The organism is Mesobacillus sp. (genome assembly GCF_057785455.1).
In genome coordinates, this window is record NZ_JBYNSB010000021.1 from 1 (window position 1) to 16,649 (window position 16,649).

Below are 16,649 nucleotides of genomic sequence, written 5' to 3' on the forward strand. Positions count from 1 at the left end.
GGTACAAAACCTCAAACAAATAGTCTGGTGGCGATGGCGAGAAGGTCACACCCGTTCCCATACCGAACACGGAAGTTAAGCTTCTCAGCGCCGATGGTAGTTGGGGGTTTCCCCCTGTGAGAGTAGGACGCCGCCGGGCACACGAAAGAACAGCTGATATGGCTGTTCTTTTTTTGTTTTAAAAGGTTTGATCATCGATGGAATGGTGGGATGAACAATGTTAACCTCGTTTTTCCCCTGTTATTATCGTTATTCTCACAACCAGTTGGCTTCACACTCCTTGCGAACCATTCAAAACCAATTCGGAGGGGTTAGGCTAGCCTGGTATGACAAAACCCCCTGGCGGCTATGCCAGGGGGTTTTCCCGCTTAATTTTTCTTTTTCTTATTTGTCCCAAGCGACTTTAATTGGCCCATTACGTTTGCACGTGATTTCTGGTCTCTCAGCAGATATGCGGTTCCTAAAGCAACGGTTGTCATCATTAATTTTTTTCTGTCCATTTGTTAGTCCCTCCTTGGAATTCTTGTTTTCATATATAAGAGATTCCCGATTTGGGCTATAATAAACGCTCATATGCATTATGCTGCTGCAGGTGGCAGCCTCAGCCTTGTTATATTACTTGTTCATCAGATATTGGTAAATTAAGTAAGGGCCTTTTTTTATCGTTGAGCTTAGAAAGGTTTGAATTAAGGGATAATCCTCGTTTGGCATCATTTTGATCAGCTCACTCCACCATTCTGTTTCATAGCGGGCAATCATCCCAAGATTGTATAACAGCAAATAATGCAGCAGCAATTCTGGAAATAAGAATAATTCTCCTTTGTTTAAAGGAAAGGAATAATGTTGTTCTTCAAGGTTATATCGAAGCGGCAGCGGTTCAGAGGCTTCTGCGATATTAGCCTTGAAATAAATATTCTGCTGATCTTCTTTTAAAAAGGAAAGGGGTATTACGGATTTGCTTTGGAAATACTCCTTGAAACGATTTTCAGTCATATGGAAATGATCGATAATACTTTTTGGCAACGAGTAGACAGAATCAGCTTTCTCTACTTTCTGAAAGCTGTTTTGACGCTTCAATGCTAAATAAAGGGTGGAAAGCTCCGGTATTAATTCCATTACTTCCCCCATTGTTGCCTTCTCGCCTTCCAGTTGTTTCATGTGGAACATTTTCTCAGCCATTAGCGAGAATAAGCCGTTCTTCTGGAATTTCACTTCATCCTCCGTAAAGCTGTACTGCTGCTTTTTCCGTTTACGAGTTGAAACCCCATGAGCCAGGACAGAAGTAGTTTCAGGATAATCAGGAGCAACAGTGAGTATACATGCTTTTATTAAATGGACCAGTCCATAAAAGAGCATAATCGGCTGGATTGCCAGCGGTGATTTTTCCGCCTGTTCATAATAAAGTTTTCCATGCTCGAGATAATACATAAAGGGATAACAATTTTCAAAGCTTTTTAATTCTGGCTGATCAAGATTCAACTTTTGGTAGCATTTTTTCAGGTAAGCTTGGGAATATTCAGCTGAAAAAAAGAGTGTGTAGCTATTCCATTCTTTATAAGGCAAAGACACATAAAAAACCTCCAAGTTATTTGAAAAATCGGACAAATAACACCTTTCTTGACAGTATTTTAACCAATTGATAACCTACAAATAATATTTTCTAAAAGGGGGTCATTTACTATGTGGGAAAGTAAATTTGTAAAAGAAGGATTAACGTTTGATGATGTGCTGTTAGTACCGGCAAAATCTGAGGTCCTGCCAAAGGATGTCAGCCTTAAGGTAAGCCTTACGGAGACCTTGAATTTAAACATTCCAATCATCAGTGCCGGGATGGATACTGTTACCGAAGCTGAGCTGGCGATTTCCATTGCAAGGCAAGGCGGACTTGGCATCATCCACAAAAATATGTCGATCGAACAGCAGGCTGAGCAGGTTGAAAAAGTAAAACGTTCGGAAAGCGGGGTCATTACCGATCCGTTTTTCCTGACTCCAGACCATCAGGTTTTTGATGCAGAGCATCTTATGGCAAAGTACAGGATTTCTGGTGTTCCTATTGTAAATAATGAGAATGAACAAAAACTTGTCGGAATCATCACCAACCGTGACATGCGATTTATCCAGGATTACTCGATGAAAATAGAAGAAGTAATGACAAAGACCAATCTGGTGACAGCTTCAGTAGGTACGACACTGGCTGAGGCGGAACAGATCCTTCAGTGCCATAAGATAGAAAAACTCCCACTAGTAAATGACGAAGGCGTGTTAAAAGGACTGATCACCATAAAAGATATTGAAAAGGTGATTGAATTCCCTAACTCATCAAAGGATGCACAAGGCAGGCTGCTTGCAGGAGCTGCTGTAGGCGTCACTGGTGACACGATGAAGCGTGTTGAGATGCTTGTGAAAGCGAATGTCGATGTAATCGTGGTTGATACTGCACACGGCCACTCACGCGGTGTCCTGGAGACGGTTAGGCAGATTCGTGAAAGCTATCCCAATCTGAATATTATTGCTGGAAATGTGGCAACTGCAGAAGCAACAAGAGATTTGATTGAGGCTGGCGCCGATATCGTCAAGGTCGGTATTGGACCTGGCTCCATTTGTACAACAAGAGTTGTCGCAGGTGTAGGCGTACCGCAAATCACAGCTGTATACGATTGTGCGACTGAAGCACGCAAGCATGGTAAGGCCATTATCGCCGACGGGGGCATCAAGTACTCCGGTGACATCGTCAAAGCACTTGCTGCGGGTGGACATGCCGTCATGCTAGGAAGCCTTCTGGCAGGTGTATCTGAAAGCCCTGGTGAAACGGAAATCTATCAGGGACGCAGATTCAAGGTATACCGAGGCATGGGTTCTGTAGGAGCAATGGAAAAGGGCTCGAAGGATCGATACTTCCAGGAGGATAATAAAAAATTCGTTCCAGAAGGAATCGAAGGAAGGATTCCTTATAAAGGACCGCTATCGGATACAATTTACCAATTAGTCGGTGGCATACGTTCCGGAATGGGTTACTGTGGTACAGCAAACCTGGAACAATTAAGGGAGAACTCCCAATTCATCAGGATGACTGGCGCAGGATTAAGAGAAAGCCATCCGCATGATGTCCAAATCACAAAAGAAGCACCGAATTACTCTATGTCATAAATGAAAAAAAGCTAGCAATAAGGCTTTATACCTACAAAAACAAAAGATATTTTCCTGATTTTACAATAGACAGAGTGACTATTCTCTGTCTATTTTTTTCGTTTTTTTTGTGTTAAACTTAACGGGTGTGATTTTTGGGGTCATTAATATAAAAGGTTAATAGATTATTTTAATAAAGTTGGAGGGAAAGTCGCCTTGAATCGAAAACAGAAACAGCTTTCTATGTTCTTCGCTACATTCATTTTAGCGATTGCAACCGTATTTTCAGGATTTTCAATGGAAGCAGAGGCTGCTGGTGACCAGTTAGGAATTGAAGCAGAAGCTGCAATCCTGGTTGATGCAGACACAGGAAAAGTATTATACGAGAAAAACTCCGATGTTGTCCTTGGTGTAGCTTCGATGTCAAAGATGATGACCGAGTATATGGTGCTTGAAGCCATTAAAAAGGGCAAGCTTCAGTGGGACCAAAAGGTTAAGATCAATGAATATGTCCACAAGCTTTCTGGAGCACCTGGCCTGTCGAATGTCGGCCTGACACAAGGTGAGGATTATACTGTAAAAGAATTATACCAGGCTATGGCGATCCACTCTGGTAATGCTGCTACTGTAGCACTTGCTGAAGTACTTTCAGGTACAGAGAAGAACCATGTCGAAAAAATGAATAAAAAAGCAGCTGAGCTAGGCTTGAAGGATGTTAAATTTGTTAACTCTTCTGGTTTGAATAACAGAGATTTACTAGGAAAGCACCCTGCGGGCAATCCTGACGAAGAAAACGTCATGTCAGCCCGTTCTCTGGCAAAACTTGCTTACCGTTTATTGAAGGATTATCCGGAAGTATTGGAAACAGCAAGCATGCCTTCCTTGAAGTTCAGGGATGGAAGAGAGTACAAGAATTTCAACTGGATGCTTCCAGAGCTTATTTTCCCTTACGATGGTGTTGATGGACTGAAGACGGGTTCTACAGATTTTGCTGGTTATGGTTTCACAGCTACGGCGATGAGAAATGGCCAAAGATATATTTCAGTCATCATGAAAGCAGATTCGAAGGATAGCCGTTTTGCTGAAACCCGGAAAATCCTTGATTATGCATTCAATAACTTTACAAAAGAAGAATTAGTGAAAAAGAATTATCAGCTTAAAACGAAGAAAACTCTTCCTGTAACCAAGGGTAAGGAAGACAAAGTTAAAATCCAGACAAAAGCGTCAATCACCATGCCTGTAAAGAATGGTGAAAAGGATCAATATACTCCTGTTCTGGTTTTAGATAAAAAGAAACTGAACAAGAATGGCGAACTGACTGCCCCGATTAAAAAAGGCGAGCAGGTAGGCTATATGACTGTCAAGTCCAAAAAGGGCGAGGACATCAGCTTCCTTACCGAAGATGGCCTTAAGCAAGTCCAGGTGCCAGTAGTTGCTGGTGAGAGTGTAGAAAAGGCAAACTGGTTTGTATTGATGATGCGCGGCATCGGCGGTTTCTTCGGAGATCTGTTTGGCGGTATTGCCGATTCAGTTAAAGGCTGGTTTTAAAATTTTATATTCTAAAGATAAAGGCTTCCTGTCTTGACAGGAAGCCTTTTTTATTGTTTATTTTCATTAGGGTAACTAAAATCCGACTTAATAAGTCTGCTTTTGAGTTAGTGTAGTTGCTTACATATAATCCTTTTACAAGGGACAAGGGGGAAAAAGAATGAAGACAGGTACTGATCGTGTTAAACGTGGGATGGCAGAAATGCAAAAGGGCGGCGTCATCATGGACGTTGTCAATGCTGAGCAGGCAAAGATTGCAGAAGAAGCTGGCGCTGTTGCTGTAATGGCATTAGAGCGTGTTCCTTCTGATATCCGTGCGGCCGGCGGCGTTGCAAGAATGGCTGATCCTCGTATCGTTGAAGAAGTTATGAATGCTGTCACTATTCCCGTTATGGCAAAAGCAAGGATTGGTCACATCGTCGAAGCACGGGTTCTTGAAGCGATGGGTGTTGATTATATCGATGAGAGTGAAGTATTGACTCCTGCTGATGAAGAATACCACTTGAATAAAAGAGATTATACTGTACCGTTCGTGTGCGGCTGCCGCGACCTTGGCGAAGCTGCGCGCAGGATTGGCGAAGGAGCTTCCATGCTGCGTACAAAGGGCGAGCCGGGAACAGGCAACATTGTGGAGGCAGTACGCCATATCCGCAAGGTGAACGCACAGGTCCGCAAGGTTGTCGCTATGGACATGGATGAGCTTATGACAGAAGCTAAGCTTCTAGGGGCTCCATATGAGCTTCTTCTAGAAATTAAGCAGCTAGGGCGCCTTCCGGTTGTTAACTTTGCAGCAGGCGGTGTAGCGACGCCAGCAGATGCTGCACTTATGATGCAGTTAGGTGCAGACGGAGTATTTGTTGGCTCCGGAATCTTTAAATCTGAGAATCCGGCCAAGTTTGCGAGAGCGATTGTTGAAGCTACTACTCACTATCAGGATTACGAGTTGATTGCGAACATCTCGAAAGGCCTGGGAATCCCGATGAAGGGCATGGAAATCTCCTCACTAGCTCCAGAAGCCCGCATGCAGGACCGCGGCTGGTAAGGGGCCTGTTATGGTGAAAATAGGAGTTCTTGGCTTACAGGGAGCTGTCCGTGAGCACATCTGGGCGATTGAAGCATCAGGTGCTGAAGGAGTGGTCATCAAGAGACCTGAACAGCTGGAAGAAATGGATGGGCTGATCATTCCTGGTGGAGAAAGCACAGCCATTCGCAGATTGATTGATAAATATGGATTTATGGAAGAACTGAAAAAGTTTGCGGCAGATGGGAAACCGATGTTTGGTACTTGTGCAGGGCTGATTCTGCTGGCCAAAGAATTGGAAGGCTATGATGCTCCGCATATTGGTGTCATGGACGTGAAGGTCGAAAGAAATTCCTTCGGACGCCAGCGTGAAAGCTTTGAAGCGGATATCACCATTGCCGGAGTCGGGAACGATTTCAATGCGGTATTCATCCGCGCGCCCCATATCGTCGAGGCCGGTGAAAATGTCGAGGTGCTCGCAAAGCATAACGATCGAATTGTTGCTGCGCGTGATGGCCAGTTTTTAGGCTGCTCCTTCCATCCGGAATTGACCGATGACTATCGGCTGATGAATTATTTCGTGAAAATGGTTGAGGAGTCCAAATCGAAAAACTTTGCATAAACCGCTTGCAAGTCGAACATAATTGTAGTAAATTATGTATTAAAATTCGATACCTAAAAAGCTATGAGAGGGATTAGTAGTCTGTTTTCATTCTTAAGAGAGCCGGTGGTTGGTGCAAACCGGTGTCTGGAACATATGAATCCGCCCTCGAGCAGAGTATGGAACGCCATTTGGCCAGTAAATACTTTCGGTAAAAACCGTTATTTTATGAGTGGAAAGCAATTTATGCTTTCAACTAGGGTGGCAACGCGGGTTAACTCTCGTCCCTTTCATGGGGACGGGAGTTTTTTGTTTTTTTATCAAGGAAGCAACCGTATCTAAAAAGAAAAAGGAGGAACCACCAGTGTTAGATGTAAAATACCTACGAGCTAATTTTGAAGAAGTAAAACAAAAGCTCCAGCACCGCGGTGAAGATTTAAGCGATTTTGGAAAATTTGAGGATTTGGATGTAAAACGCAGGGAGCTCATCCTTGAAACTGAGCAGCTGAAGAGCCGCAGAAATGAAGTGACCCAGCAGGTTGCTGCATTAAAGCGTGAAAAGCAGGATGCTGATCACCTAATCGCAGAAATGCGTGAAGTGGGCGACAAAATCAAGGAATTGGATGACCAGCTCCGTGTTGTAGAAGAAGAGTTAGAAGCTCTTATGCTCAGCATTCCGAATATCCCTCATGAGAGTGTTCCAATCGGTGAAACAGAAGATGATAATGTAGAAGTCCGCAAGTGGGGCGAATTACGCAATTTTGAATTTGAACCTAAGCCTCACTGGGATGTTGCTGAGCACCTGCAAATCCTTGATTTCGAACGAGCTGGAAAAGTAACCGGCAGCCGTTTCGTCTTTTACAAGGGCTTAGGCGCCCGTCTTGAGCGAGCATTGATCAGCTTCATGCTTGACCTCCATGTTGATGAGCATGGCTACAAGGAAGTTCTGCCTCCTTATATGGTTAACCGAGCAAGCATGACTGGCACTGGCCAGCTCCCTAAATTCGAAGAGGATGCATTCCGCATCGAAAGTGAAGATTACTTCCTGATTCCGACTGCGGAGGTACCAGTAACGAATATGCACCGTGATGAAATCCTGAGCGGTGACCAGCTGCCGATCAACTATGCGGCGTACAGTGCTTGCTTCCGTTCTGAAGCTGGGTCTGCCGGCCGTGATACGCGCGGTCTTATCCGTCAGCACCAGTTCAATAAGGTGGAATTAGTGAAATTCGTCAAGCCAGAGGATTCTTATGCTGAGCTTGAGAAGCTTACTGGTCATGCTGAGAAAGTCCTTCAGCTGCTTGGCCTTCCTTACCGTGTCCTGAGCATGTGTTCTGCAGACCTCGGCTTTACAGCTGCGAAAAAGTATGACATCGAGGTATGGATCCCAAGCTATGGCATGTACCGGGAAATCTCTTCTTGCAGTAATTTTGAAAGCTTCCAGGCGCGCCGTGCAAATATCCGTTTCCGCCGTGAAGCCAAGGCGAAGCCGGAGCATGTTCACACATTGAATGGCTCTGGACTTGCGATCGGCAGAACAGTTGCGGCAATCCTTGAAAACTACCAGCAGGAAGATGGCAGTGTCATCATCCCGGAAGTATTGCGTCCATATATGGGAAATCGCGAAGTAATCGCACCGGAATAAGCCAATCAATACAGGAAATAATAGCATTCGGGCAGGTTTATAAAACTTGCCCGAAAAAAATTCAAAAGATGTGTTGACTCGATTTAAAATACATGATATTATATTTCTTGTCTCGGAGGTATACCCAAGTCTGGCTGAAGGGATCGGTCTTGAAAACCGACAGGCGGGTAACACCGCGCGGGGGTTCGAATCCCTCTACCTCCTCCATTAATTTTTCAATTAAAGCATTAACGCATAAAACAATTTGGAGATTGTGTAAAAAAGCCCGTTACTTATGTAACGGGCTTTTTTATGTGCATTTTTGATATACAAAAAATAAAAGCCGCCCAATTGGCGGCTTATTTTTTCAATAATTGAGTTTGCTTGATGTGTGCTGCGATTTTCTCAACGATTGGCTCAATCGATTCAGGGTTGTTGAACAGATCATAGTCATTGATGTTCAAGCGCAGAACTGGGCATGCATTGAAGTTGTTGATCCAGTTCTCATAACGTCCATGCATTTCTTCCCAATAAGAGATCGGAGTCTGCTGCTCCATTGGACGGCCTCTAAGCTTAATGCGTTCAAGGATATCATCAAGGGAACCTTCAAGGTAAATCAATAGGTCAGGATGCGGGAAATATGGTGTCATGACCATTGCATCGAAAAGGCTCTTATATGTTTCATAATCAACTGGTGACATCGTGCCCTTTTCATAATGCATTTTGGCGAAGATGCCTGTATCTTCGTAAATGGAGCGGTCCTGGATGAAGCCGCCGCCATATTCAAAAATCCTTTTTTGTTCCTTGAAACGCTCAGCAAGGAAATAAATTTGCAAGTGGAAGCTCCAACGTTCAAAGTCAGCATAGAACTTATCAAGGTATGGATTCGTGTCTACCTTTTCAAAGGATGTACGGAACCGCAGGGCATCTGCCAGTGCATTTGTCATTGTGGATTTGCCGACTCCTACTGTACCGGCAATCGTGATGACCGCATTGGCTGGGATGTCATATTTTACTCTTAGATTCATGGTTGTACGCTCCTTTTCCTTAATGATGCTGTAAGCTGGTCGATGATCAGCTGCAGGTCTGCTTCATTTTTGACAAAATCCAGATCATCTCCGCTGAAGCGAAGGACAGGGATTTCAGGATGCTCCTGCTCAAATTGGAACATGGTCTGTTCATAATCAAGGGATAATTGCTCAAGATATAATGGACTGATATTCTTTTCCACTTCTCGCCCGCGCATCTTGATCCGCTTAAGCAGCGTATCAAGGCTCGCATTAAGATAAATGATGACATTTGGCTTTGGCATATCTTTTGTCAGGATGTGATAAATATCAAGATACTTGCTGTATTCCTGTTCATTCAGAGTACGCTGTGCGAAGATCAGGTTCTTCATTATATGATAATCAGCTACGACAGACTTGTTTTTGCTGAGGTAATGTTCATTAATATCTCCAAGCTGCTTGTATCGATTACATAGAAAAAACATCTCTGTCTGGAAACTCCACTCTTCGATATTATCGTAAAATTTCCCCAGGAATGGATTTTCATCAACAATTTCCTTCAATAGTGCAAATTGAAACCGCTCGGAAATGGCACGGGCCAATGATGTTTTTCCAATGCCAATCGGTCCTTCAACCGTTATAAAAGGTGTACCTTCCACAGCATGTCCTCCCTCTCCGTTGTTCCAAGGTATAATAGTATATTCTTACCCTGGATATAATTTTAGCTTCAGCAGGCCGCTTTAAAGAGTAAGTTCGTCCATAACGTCATGTTGTCTGGCGGTATTTGTCGAAATTTCCGCTTTAAAAGGTGCTGTTGCTTTTCTATGTGGTTTACATTTCTGGCATATAAATAGCAAAATCCATTTTATCACACCATGGTATAGAATGGATACGGAATATTAAGAGGCAATTTTAGCAAAAAAAGAAGACAGCCGCATGAATACTGCGCCTGTCTAATAATATCGAAATCTGTAAAAATTTTTCTGAGTATGAATTTTTTATAAAATTTTGTTAATTACTTAATTCCTATAAGGAAAAACGGACTTTTGGATTATCTTTTTACCACATTGAAGTTTTCCTGGATCAATAGCCAGTTCTGCGGGAAGGAAAGGCCCAGTTTCCAATAGCTCATTCCCCTTAGTTTAAGTTCCTTGATCAGGTCAAATTTCGCCTGGATCGAGCGGGCGTCTTCGAACCAAACTTCATGCTGCTTTCCGTCTGCAGTATACCTGAAGGTCGGGGCCTGGGCTCTTGTATCATATTGTATAGCTACTTTGTTGTTGGCAGCTATTTCAATCGCCTGCTGGGGACTGACTGCTTTTGCTGTGGAGCCCTGGACAAAAGGCAGCGTCCAGTCATAGCCATACAGGTTCTGGCCCATCATGATTTTGCCTGGAGGAATTTCCGTTATTGCATATTCGAGCACCTGGCGAACGGGACCAATCGGGGAAACGGCCTGGGCGGGCCCTCCGCTGTAACCCCATTCATAGGTCATGATGACGACAAAGTCGACAATTTCTCCATGGGCTTTATAATCATGGGCTGTATACCATGCACCTTGCTGGGCTGCGCTAGTTTTTGGGGCAAGCGCTGTTGAAATCAGCCAGCCCTCCTGCTTGAAGCGGTCCCTGGCTTTCCTGAGGAACCGGTTATAAGCCTCACGATCAGCCGGCCTTAAGAATTCAAAATCAAAATGGATATCACGGAAGCCGTATTTTTTTGCAGTTGCTACAATATTATTCAAGAAGCGGTCCTGTATCGCCATATCATTCAATAATATGCGGCCAAGTTCATCGCTGAACTGATCATTTTCCTGATTGGTGATCACCATCATCAGCGTATTATTATTTGCTCTGGCGATGGCAGGGAAATCATTGAGCGGCGGTTCTTTTAGCGATCCATCACGGAGTGCCTGAAAACTGAAAGGTGCAAGATACGTTAGATAAGGGGCAGCTTCACGGGCAGCATTTTCAAGTGCCGGGGCCACCGTGCCTCCACGGGGTTCTACATATGCGTTGAATTCAGCTCTGGTTTTTGGACGGGGTGGTATATAGAGGCGGAAGCCAACTGAGAGAGGCTGATTGACAGAAATTCCATTGATGCGGGCAAGCTCCTGATAGGCTATGCCAAATCTCCTGGAGATGGACCAGAGTGTGTCCCCAGGCTGCACCCAATAAAAGCTTCCGATAATCGGGATGACCATTGCCTGGCCAACCACAAGGTTATTTGGATTTGGAAGTTCGTTTGCTTCTGTAATATCCTGAACAGTTGACCCGTAAATCCGGGCAATCTGCGTTAACGTCTGGTTAGGCTGTACCACATGAATTTGCATTTTCTTCCCTCCCTGGCATTTAGCGCTACAACCATTGTATGAGGGAAGAAAATACAGTATGTTATAAACCAAGCTTACCGGAAGGCTCTGTTTCTGCGGACAGGACATTCCTCATCATGGTTAAGGCATAGTTGTTGTCCTGATCATCGTTTGAAGCGATACAATCCTCAGGTATAATGAGGTTATATTCACGCATATAGGCGTCATTTGCGGTGAAAAGAACACAGATATTCCCGGCAATGCCTGTCAGTACAAGAGTATCAACATCCAACTGCTGAAGCAGGGTGTGAAGGGCTGTGCCATAAAAAGCGGAATGTTTGGGCTTAATTAAAAAGTAATCTTTATCTTTTTCCGGGGAAATGCTGTTGATAATCTCTTCGCTTTTCTCATTGCGGCAATGGTCCATTATTTTTTCGAAATCAGCCTGCCATAGATTATAATGATCATTAATATAGATGACAGGCAGATTTTTTTCATTGAAAGTCTTCTTTAATTTTAAAATAGGATCAATGATCTTATTTGTGTTGGCGGCTAGCGCTTCACCTTCATCAAAATTGAAATCATTGATCATGTCTATAATCAATAATGCTTGTTTGGTCATGTAGTTCCTCTCCTTTGCTATATTTTTAGACCGGTGGAGGAATCTTAAACCAGCTGGAAATAAATCACTTGCTAGTAATAGGCGAAAATCAATACAGCCGGAGGGTACCATGTCATTAACTCCAGATGAACAGTATATGTATGAAGCAATAGAAGAGGCGAAAAAAGCAGGGCAGATGGATGAAGTGCCAATTGGGGCTGTCATCGTCCTCGATGGGGAAATCATTGCCCGTGCCCACAATCTCCGTGAGACGAGGCAAAGCTCCATTGCCCATGCGGAAGTCCTGGCTATCGACGAAGCCTGCAGGAAGCTAGGGACCTGGAGACTTGAAGATGCCTCCCTGTATGTCACGCTGGAACCATGTCCGATGTGCGCAGGCGCAATCATGCTGTCACGTGTGAAAAGGGTGGTGTATGGAGCGAAGGATCCGAAAGGTGGGTGTGCAGGTACGTTCATGAATATTCTTCAGGACGAACGCTTCAATCATCAAAGCGAGGTAGTGACCGGGGTGCTGGAGGACGAATGCAGCGCACTGCTGTCAGACTTTTTCAGGAATCTCCGGAAAAAAAAGAAGCTGCAAAAGAGGCTTGCGAAAGAGGCACTGGAACAGCATACAGGAATTGACAGCCGTTAAACATTGCTTTTTGCAGGAGAAGTTAGTATACTATGAATGTGTCCTTGAGACACCCAAATATGGTTTCAATTTTGCCGTGCTAGTCGGGGAGGTAGCGGTGCCCTGTACCCGCAATCCGCTCTAGCGGGGATGAACTCCTTCCCGAGGCTGCTTTACTGTAGGGTCTGCCTTAAGTAAGTGGTGTTGACGCCCGGGTCCTGCGCAATGGGAATCCATGAACCATGTCAGGTCCGGAAGGAAGCAGCATTAAGTGGACGCTCCCATGTGCCGCAGGGTTGCCTGGGCCGAGCTAACTGCTTAAGTAACGCTTATGGTATTCAGTCGACGGAAGGTGCGCGGCAGTTATTAAATAAACAACCAACTCATTTCCTTAGCGGAGATGAGTTTTTTGTTGTTTCAAGAAACCCGTGAAAAAACCTCGAACTTTCCATTTGTAAAAGTGAAATTGAAAAAAATATGCGTTATAATAGGAAAGATAATATTATGAAGGGAGCGGTGTCATTGGCGTACCAAGCTTTATATCGTGTCTGGCGCCCACAGCAGTTCATTGATGTGGTCGGGCAGGAACATGTTACAACGACACTGCAAAATGCTCTGCTTCAACAAAAAATATCACATGCCTATCTTTTCTCGGGACCTCGCGGAACGGGAAAGACGAGTGCTGCAAAAATTTTGGCAAAAGCGGTTAACTGTGAAAAAGCTCCGATTACCGAGCCTTGCAATGAGTGTGATGCCTGCCGTGGCATTACAGACGGTTCTATTCCTGATGTAATAGAAATTGACGCTGCTTCGAATAATGGTGTTGAAGAAATCAGGGATATTCGAGACAAGGTAAAATATGCGCCGAACGTCGTGAAGTATAAAGTCTATATCATCGACGAAGTGCATATGCTGTCCATCGGGGCGTTCAACGCACTGCTCAAAACTCTTGAGGAGCCTCCAAAGCATGTCATCTTCATCCTCGCAACAACTGAGCCCCATAAGATTCCGTTAACGATCATTTCAAGATGCCAGCGATTTGATTTTAAGAGAATCACTGCTCAGGCTATAGTTGGCAGGATGAAGCAAATTGTTGAGGAATCTGGAGTTGATTGCAACGAGAAAGCTCTGCAAATCATTGCCCGCGCCGCAGAGGGCGGAATGCGTGATGCGCTGAGCCTGCTTGACCAGGCGATTTCATTCAGCCAGGATAGAGTTACTCTTGAGGATGCTCTAACAGTGACCGGAACCGTATCACAAAACTTCCTCAATCAGCTTGCGAAAGCCATCTTTGAAAAGGATGCGGCAGCAGGTCTTGAAGCACTGGATGAATTGCTGATGCAAGGGAAGGATCCTGCAAGGTTCATCGAGGACCTCATTTACTTTTACCGGGATATGCTTTTATATAAAGCGGCTCCCGCACTCGAGGAATCCATGGAAAGAGTCATGCTTGATGAGGACTTCCAGGAACTGGCCAACAAGATTGAGCCAGCACAAATTTACGAATTGATTGAAGTATTGAATAAAGCACAGCAGGAAATGCGATGGACAAACCATCCGCGGATCTTCCTGGAGGTAGCGATCGTTAAACTATGCCAGCTGGAAAATCAATCTCCTGCCGGCAATGTGAATGTTGAACCGCTGCTCAGAAGAATTGAACAGCTTGAAGAGAAGCTGGCCCAATTTCAGCAGAACCCAGGAGCCGCTGCGAGTGAACCGGCAGCAGCAGCTAAAAAAGCACCGCGAACGAATCGTAAAGGCTTCCAGGCACCAGCAGGGAAAATCAATGAGGTGCTGAAGAATGCCACGAAAGCGAATCTCCATGCAATAAAAGGCCGCTGGGGAGACCTGCTTGAAATGCTCGCTGCAAAGCAGATGCGCTCACAGGCTGCATTGCTTAGTGAGGCAGAGCCAGTTGCTGCATCCGATACGGCTGTAGTGATTAAATTCAAATATGAAATACACTGTCAAATGGCGATGGAAAACACCAGGTTTACTGAAACAGCCAGCAATGCCATGCAGGAATACACAGGCAAGCGGATGCAGGTAATCGGTGTGCCCGAAGACCAGTGGCTTAAAATAAGGGAAAGCTTTATCAGCCAAAGAGGCGAAGGAGCAGCGGACTCCCCATCAGCGAATGAGGATCCACTGATTACCGAGGCCCAAAAATTGTTTGGCGATGAATTAATACAAATACAAGACTAAAACTGGAGGTAACGTTAATATGATGCGTGGAATGGGTAATATGCAAAATATGATGAAGCAAATGCAAAAGATGCAAAAGAAAATGGAAGAGGCACAAGCACAGCTAGGTGAAGAAAAAATCGAAGGTACTGCTGGCGGAGGCATGGTTACAGTTATCGTGACTGGCCATAAAGAAATCGTTGATGTTCAGATCAAGCCGGAAGTAGTAGACCCAGATGATGTAGATATGCTTCAGGACCTTGTGCTGGCTGCAACAAATGACGCTCTTAAAAAAGCAGATGAACTATCAAACAAAACAATGGGACAATTTACAAAAGGGATGAACCTTCCTGGGGGAATGTTCTAGGAGGAATAATTAAGAATGCATTATCCTGAACCGATATCGAAGCTGATCGACAGCTTTATGAAATTGCCGGGTATCGGCCCTAAAACGGCCGCGCGTCTGGCATTTTTCGTCTTGAGCATGAAGGAAGAAACTGTATTGGATTTTGCGAAAGCCCTGGTCAATGCGAAGAGGAATTTGACATATTGTTCTGTATGCGGACATATCACTGACCAGGATCCCTGCTATATATGTGAGGACCAGCGACGGGACCGGAGCATCATATGTGTCGTACAGGATCCCAAGGATGTCATCGCTATGGAAAAAATGAAGGAATTCAATGGCCTCTACCATGTCCTTCACGGAGCAATCTCCCCTATGGATGGCATCGGACCAGAGGACATCAACATCCCTGACCTTTTGAAGAGACTCCAGGATGAAACAGTCCAGGAAGTCATCATGGCGACCAATCCTAATATCGAGGGAGAGGCAACCGCGATGTATATTTCCCGGCTGTTAAAACCATCAGGCATCAAGATTACCAGAATCGCACACGGATTGCCTGTGGGCGGAGACCTTGAATACGCTGATGAAGTTACACTTTCTAAAGCATTGGAAGGGCGCCGGGAGGTATAATCTGACAGGCTATCCACCCAACTGCAATTCCAAAATGAATAGCTGGTTAACGTTACATTCAACTGGAGGACTGTCATGTTGTTTCGTAAAAAGAAATGGCTTAGAAAAGAGTTCGACCAAAAATTATTGGGACAGCTCAGCAGCATGAAAACAAACTGGAATAATCAAAAGCTATTGGTTGAAAGAAGCTTCGATCCATCCGAGGAATTCATCACTGAAGCAAAAATTGCCGAAGCGAAGTATTTCTTTCTCTTTAAAGAAGCGAAGCACAGGAAGATTACCATCAAGGCAAGATAACTTGAGTTTTCTCTACTAAAGTTCTTATTTCGATAACTTGTACATAAAAATAGTACAAGATATTGAAATGAGGGGGAACAGTATGGATCCTATAGTTGTCATATCGATCCTCGGAGGATTGATATTATTGCTGCTGATCATCGGCGCGCCCACGAAACCGCTCCGTTTTGTCGGCCAGGGCGCTGTGAAAATCTTGATTGGAGCAATTTTTTTATTTTTCCTCAATGCCTTTGGGACCAGCTTTGGAGTTTATGTGCCAATCAATTTTGGGACAGCAGCCATATCAGGGCTGTTGGGCATCCCGGGAGTATTTGCTCTTGTCGCCATTCAGATGTGGATTATATGAAGGGAAATGCCGCTTTTTTAAAAAGCGGCATTTTTTATTGAAAAAGCTATTGACCAAGCAAGCAGAAGTTGTTATTATATTAAAGTTGCTGTTGGACATCAGCTGAACTTCTTAAAAAAAGATGTTGACGAGACAACGACGGTATGATATATTATTTAAGTCGCCAACAAGCGACGCGAAAAATTGCTCTTTGAAAACTAAACAAACAAGCGTCAACAAACAATAAATTATCATGACTTCTATTATAGAAAATCATGAGCCAACGTTTTAAATTATGAGCTAAACTCATACTCTTTTTTGGAGAGTTTGATCCTGGCTCAGGACGAACGCTGGCGGCGTGCCTAATACATGCAAGTCGAGCGGATCTTCA

General features: G+C 44.3%; 17 protein-coding genes, 1 tRNA gene, 2 rRNA genes, 1 other RNA gene and 1 other annotated feature. Of the genes, 15 read left to right on the forward strand and 6 right to left on the reverse strand.

What is annotated here, in order from left to right; all coding sequences use genetic code 11:
• Positions 1 to 23: 23 nt before the first annotated feature.
• A 5S ribosomal RNA gene (gene rrf, locus AC3EBE_RS08045) occupies positions 24 to 139 on the forward strand.
• Positions 140 to 368: 229 nt separating this feature from the next.
• Here the strand turns inward: rrf and AC3EBE_RS08050 are convergent.
• Both AC3EBE_RS08050 and AC3EBE_RS08055 read right to left on the reverse strand, forming a co-directional pair.
• Positions 369 to 500: a hypothetical protein gene (locus AC3EBE_RS08050; protein WP_488594507.1), complete on the reverse strand. Its 132-nt coding sequence runs from the start codon at positions 498 to 500 to the stop codon at positions 369 to 371.
• A gap of 115 nt (positions 501 to 615) precedes the next feature.
• The gene (locus tag AC3EBE_RS08055) at positions 616 to 1,569 is read right to left on the reverse strand and encodes a YaaC family protein (RefSeq protein WP_488594508.1); all 954 of its coding nucleotides are present in this window, start codon (positions 1,567 to 1,569) and stop codon (positions 616 to 618) included.
• Positions 1,570 to 1,680: 111 nt separating this feature from the next.
• Between AC3EBE_RS08055 and guaB the strand changes: the two genes are divergently transcribed.
• The 6 genes from guaB to AC3EBE_RS08085 all read left to right on the forward strand — a co-directional run bounded on the left by guaB (position 1,681) and on the right by AC3EBE_RS08085 (position 8,148).
• On the forward strand, positions 1,681 to 3,147 hold the full coding sequence (gene guaB, locus AC3EBE_RS08060) for an IMP dehydrogenase (protein WP_488594509.1): 1,467 nt from the start codon (positions 1,681 to 1,683) through the stop codon (positions 3,145 to 3,147).
• Positions 3,148 to 3,369: 222 nt separating this feature from the next.
• Positions 3,370 to 4,674, forward strand: coding sequence for a serine hydrolase (locus tag AC3EBE_RS08065; RefSeq protein ID WP_488594523.1), 1,305 nt, complete (start codon positions 3,370 to 3,372; stop codon positions 4,672 to 4,674).
• A gap of 160 nt (positions 4,675 to 4,834) precedes the next feature.
• Positions 4,835 to 5,716, forward strand: a complete 882-nt coding sequence (pdxS, locus tag AC3EBE_RS08070) for a pyridoxal 5'-phosphate synthase lyase subunit PdxS (protein ID WP_488594510.1) — start codon at positions 4,835 to 4,837, stop codon at positions 5,714 to 5,716.
• 10 nt (positions 5,717 to 5,726) lie between these two features.
• Positions 5,727 to 6,317, forward strand: coding sequence for a pyridoxal 5'-phosphate synthase glutaminase subunit PdxT (pdxT, locus tag AC3EBE_RS08075; RefSeq protein ID WP_488594511.1), 591 nt, complete (start codon positions 5,727 to 5,729; stop codon positions 6,315 to 6,317).
• A 54-nt stretch (positions 6,318 to 6,371) separates the two neighbouring features.
• Positions 6,372 to 6,588, forward strand: a binding site (T-box leader).
• 72 nt (positions 6,589 to 6,660) lie between these two features.
• Positions 6,661 to 7,941 carry a serine--tRNA ligase gene (serS, locus tag AC3EBE_RS08080; RefSeq protein ID WP_488594512.1) on the forward strand — a complete coding sequence of 427 codons (1,281 nt, stop codon included), beginning with the start codon at positions 6,661 to 6,663 and terminating at the stop codon, positions 7,939 to 7,941.
• A 114-nt stretch (positions 7,942 to 8,055) separates the two neighbouring features.
• Positions 8,056 to 8,148 (forward strand) — tRNA-Ser (locus AC3EBE_RS08085).
• Between the two features lie 131 nt (positions 8,149 to 8,279).
• Here AC3EBE_RS08085 and AC3EBE_RS08090 read toward each other — a convergent pair.
• The 4 genes from AC3EBE_RS08090 to AC3EBE_RS08105 all read right to left on the reverse strand — a co-directional run bounded on the left by AC3EBE_RS08090 (position 8,280) and on the right by AC3EBE_RS08105 (position 11,860).
• Complete coding sequence (locus AC3EBE_RS08090; protein ID WP_488594513.1) at positions 8,280 to 8,948, reverse strand: deoxynucleoside kinase; 669 nt, start codon at positions 8,946 to 8,948, stop codon at positions 8,280 to 8,282.
• Complete coding sequence (locus tag AC3EBE_RS08095) at positions 8,945 to 9,586, reverse strand: deoxynucleoside kinase (protein WP_488594514.1); 642 nt, start codon at positions 9,584 to 9,586, stop codon at positions 8,945 to 8,947. Before AC3EBE_RS08095 ends, AC3EBE_RS08090 begins: the two co-directional genes overlap by 4 nt.
• 392 nt (positions 9,587 to 9,978) lie before the next feature.
• Positions 9,979 to 11,259: a LysM peptidoglycan-binding domain-containing protein gene (locus AC3EBE_RS08100; RefSeq protein ID WP_488594515.1), complete on the reverse strand. Its 1,281-nt coding sequence runs from the start codon at positions 11,257 to 11,259 to the stop codon at positions 9,979 to 9,981.
• A gap of 61 nt (positions 11,260 to 11,320) precedes the next feature.
• On the reverse strand, positions 11,321 to 11,860 hold the full coding sequence (locus tag AC3EBE_RS08105) for a cysteine hydrolase family protein (RefSeq protein WP_488594516.1): 540 nt from the start codon (positions 11,858 to 11,860) through the stop codon (positions 11,321 to 11,323).
• Between the two features lie 109 nt (positions 11,861 to 11,969).
• Between AC3EBE_RS08105 and tadA the strand changes: the two genes are divergently transcribed.
• The 8 genes from tadA to AC3EBE_RS08145 all read left to right on the forward strand — a co-directional run.
• Positions 11,970 to 12,494, forward strand: a complete 525-nt coding sequence (gene tadA, locus AC3EBE_RS08110) for a tRNA adenosine(34) deaminase TadA (protein ID WP_488594517.1) — start codon at positions 11,970 to 11,972, stop codon at positions 12,492 to 12,494.
• Between the two features lie 74 nt (positions 12,495 to 12,568).
• An RNA gene (ffs, locus tag AC3EBE_RS08115) (signal recognition particle sRNA large type) lies at positions 12,569 to 12,833 on the forward strand.
• A gap of 162 nt (positions 12,834 to 12,995) precedes the next feature.
• Positions 12,996 to 14,678 carry a DNA polymerase III subunit gamma/tau gene (gene dnaX / locus AC3EBE_RS08120; RefSeq protein WP_488594518.1) on the forward strand — a complete coding sequence of 561 codons (1,683 nt, stop codon included), beginning with the start codon at positions 12,996 to 12,998 and terminating at the stop codon, positions 14,676 to 14,678.
• Between the two features lie 19 nt (positions 14,679 to 14,697).
• Entirely contained in the window at positions 14,698 to 15,024 is a 327-nt protein-coding gene (locus AC3EBE_RS08125) for a YbaB/EbfC family nucleoid-associated protein (protein WP_488594519.1), read from the forward strand.
• A gap of 15 nt (positions 15,025 to 15,039) precedes the next feature.
• Entirely contained in the window at positions 15,040 to 15,636 is a 597-nt protein-coding gene (gene recR, locus AC3EBE_RS08130; RefSeq protein ID WP_488594520.1) for a recombination mediator RecR, read from the forward strand.
• Between the two features lie 75 nt (positions 15,637 to 15,711).
• Entirely contained in the window at positions 15,712 to 15,933 is a 222-nt protein-coding gene (locus tag AC3EBE_RS08135) for a YaaL family protein (protein WP_488594521.1), read from the forward strand.
• 82 nt (positions 15,934 to 16,015) lie between these two features.
• Positions 16,016 to 16,279: a pro-sigmaK processing inhibitor BofA family protein gene (locus AC3EBE_RS08140; protein ID WP_488594522.1), complete on the forward strand. Its 264-nt coding sequence runs from the start codon at positions 16,016 to 16,018 to the stop codon at positions 16,277 to 16,279.
• Positions 16,280 to 16,573: 294 nt separating this feature from the next.
• A 16S ribosomal RNA gene (locus AC3EBE_RS08145) occupies positions 16,574 to 16,649 on the forward strand; the annotation flags it as partial.

Bases quoted from the DNA above. Each gene is read 5' to 3' on its own strand.
- pdxS (WP_488594510.1), top strand. From the start codon at position 4,835: ATGAAGACAGGTACTGATCGTGTTAAACGTGGGATGGCAGAAATGCAA.
- tadA (WP_488594517.1), top strand. From the start codon at position 11,970: ATGTCATTAACTCCAGATGAACAGTATATGTATGAAGCAATAGAAGAG.
- recR (WP_488594520.1), top strand. From the start codon at position 15,040: ATGCATTATCCTGAACCGATATCGAAGCTGATCGACAGCTTTATGAAA.
- AC3EBE_RS08140 (WP_488594522.1), top strand. From the start codon at position 16,016: ATGGATCCTATAGTTGTCATATCGATCCTCGGAGGATTGATATTATTG.
- AC3EBE_RS08065 (WP_488594523.1), top strand. From the start codon at position 3,370: ATGTTCTTCGCTACATTCATTTTAGCGATTGCAACCGTATTTTCAGGA.
- AC3EBE_RS08050 (WP_488594507.1), bottom strand. From the start codon at position 500: ATGGACAGAAAAAAATTAATGATGACAACCGTTGCTTTAGGAACCGCA.
- AC3EBE_RS08105 (WP_488594516.1), bottom strand. From the start codon at position 11,860: ATGACCAAACAAGCATTATTGATTATAGACATGATCAATGATTTCAAT.
- pdxT (WP_488594511.1), top strand. From the start codon at position 5,727: ATGGTGAAAATAGGAGTTCTTGGCTTACAGGGAGCTGTCCGTGAGCAC.
- AC3EBE_RS08100 (WP_488594515.1), bottom strand. From the start codon at position 11,259: ATGCAAATTCATGTGGTACAGCCTAACCAGACGTTAACGCAGATTGCC.
- AC3EBE_RS08090 (WP_488594513.1), bottom strand. From the start codon at position 8,948: ATGAATCTAAGAGTAAAATATGACATCCCAGCCAATGCGGTCATCACG.
- guaB (WP_488594509.1), top strand. From the start codon at position 1,681: ATGTGGGAAAGTAAATTTGTAAAAGAAGGATTAACGTTTGATGATGTG.
- AC3EBE_RS08135 (WP_488594521.1), top strand. From the start codon at position 15,712: ATGTTGTTTCGTAAAAAGAAATGGCTTAGAAAAGAGTTCGACCAAAAA.
- AC3EBE_RS08125 (WP_488594519.1), top strand. From the start codon at position 14,698: ATGATGCGTGGAATGGGTAATATGCAAAATATGATGAAGCAAATGCAA.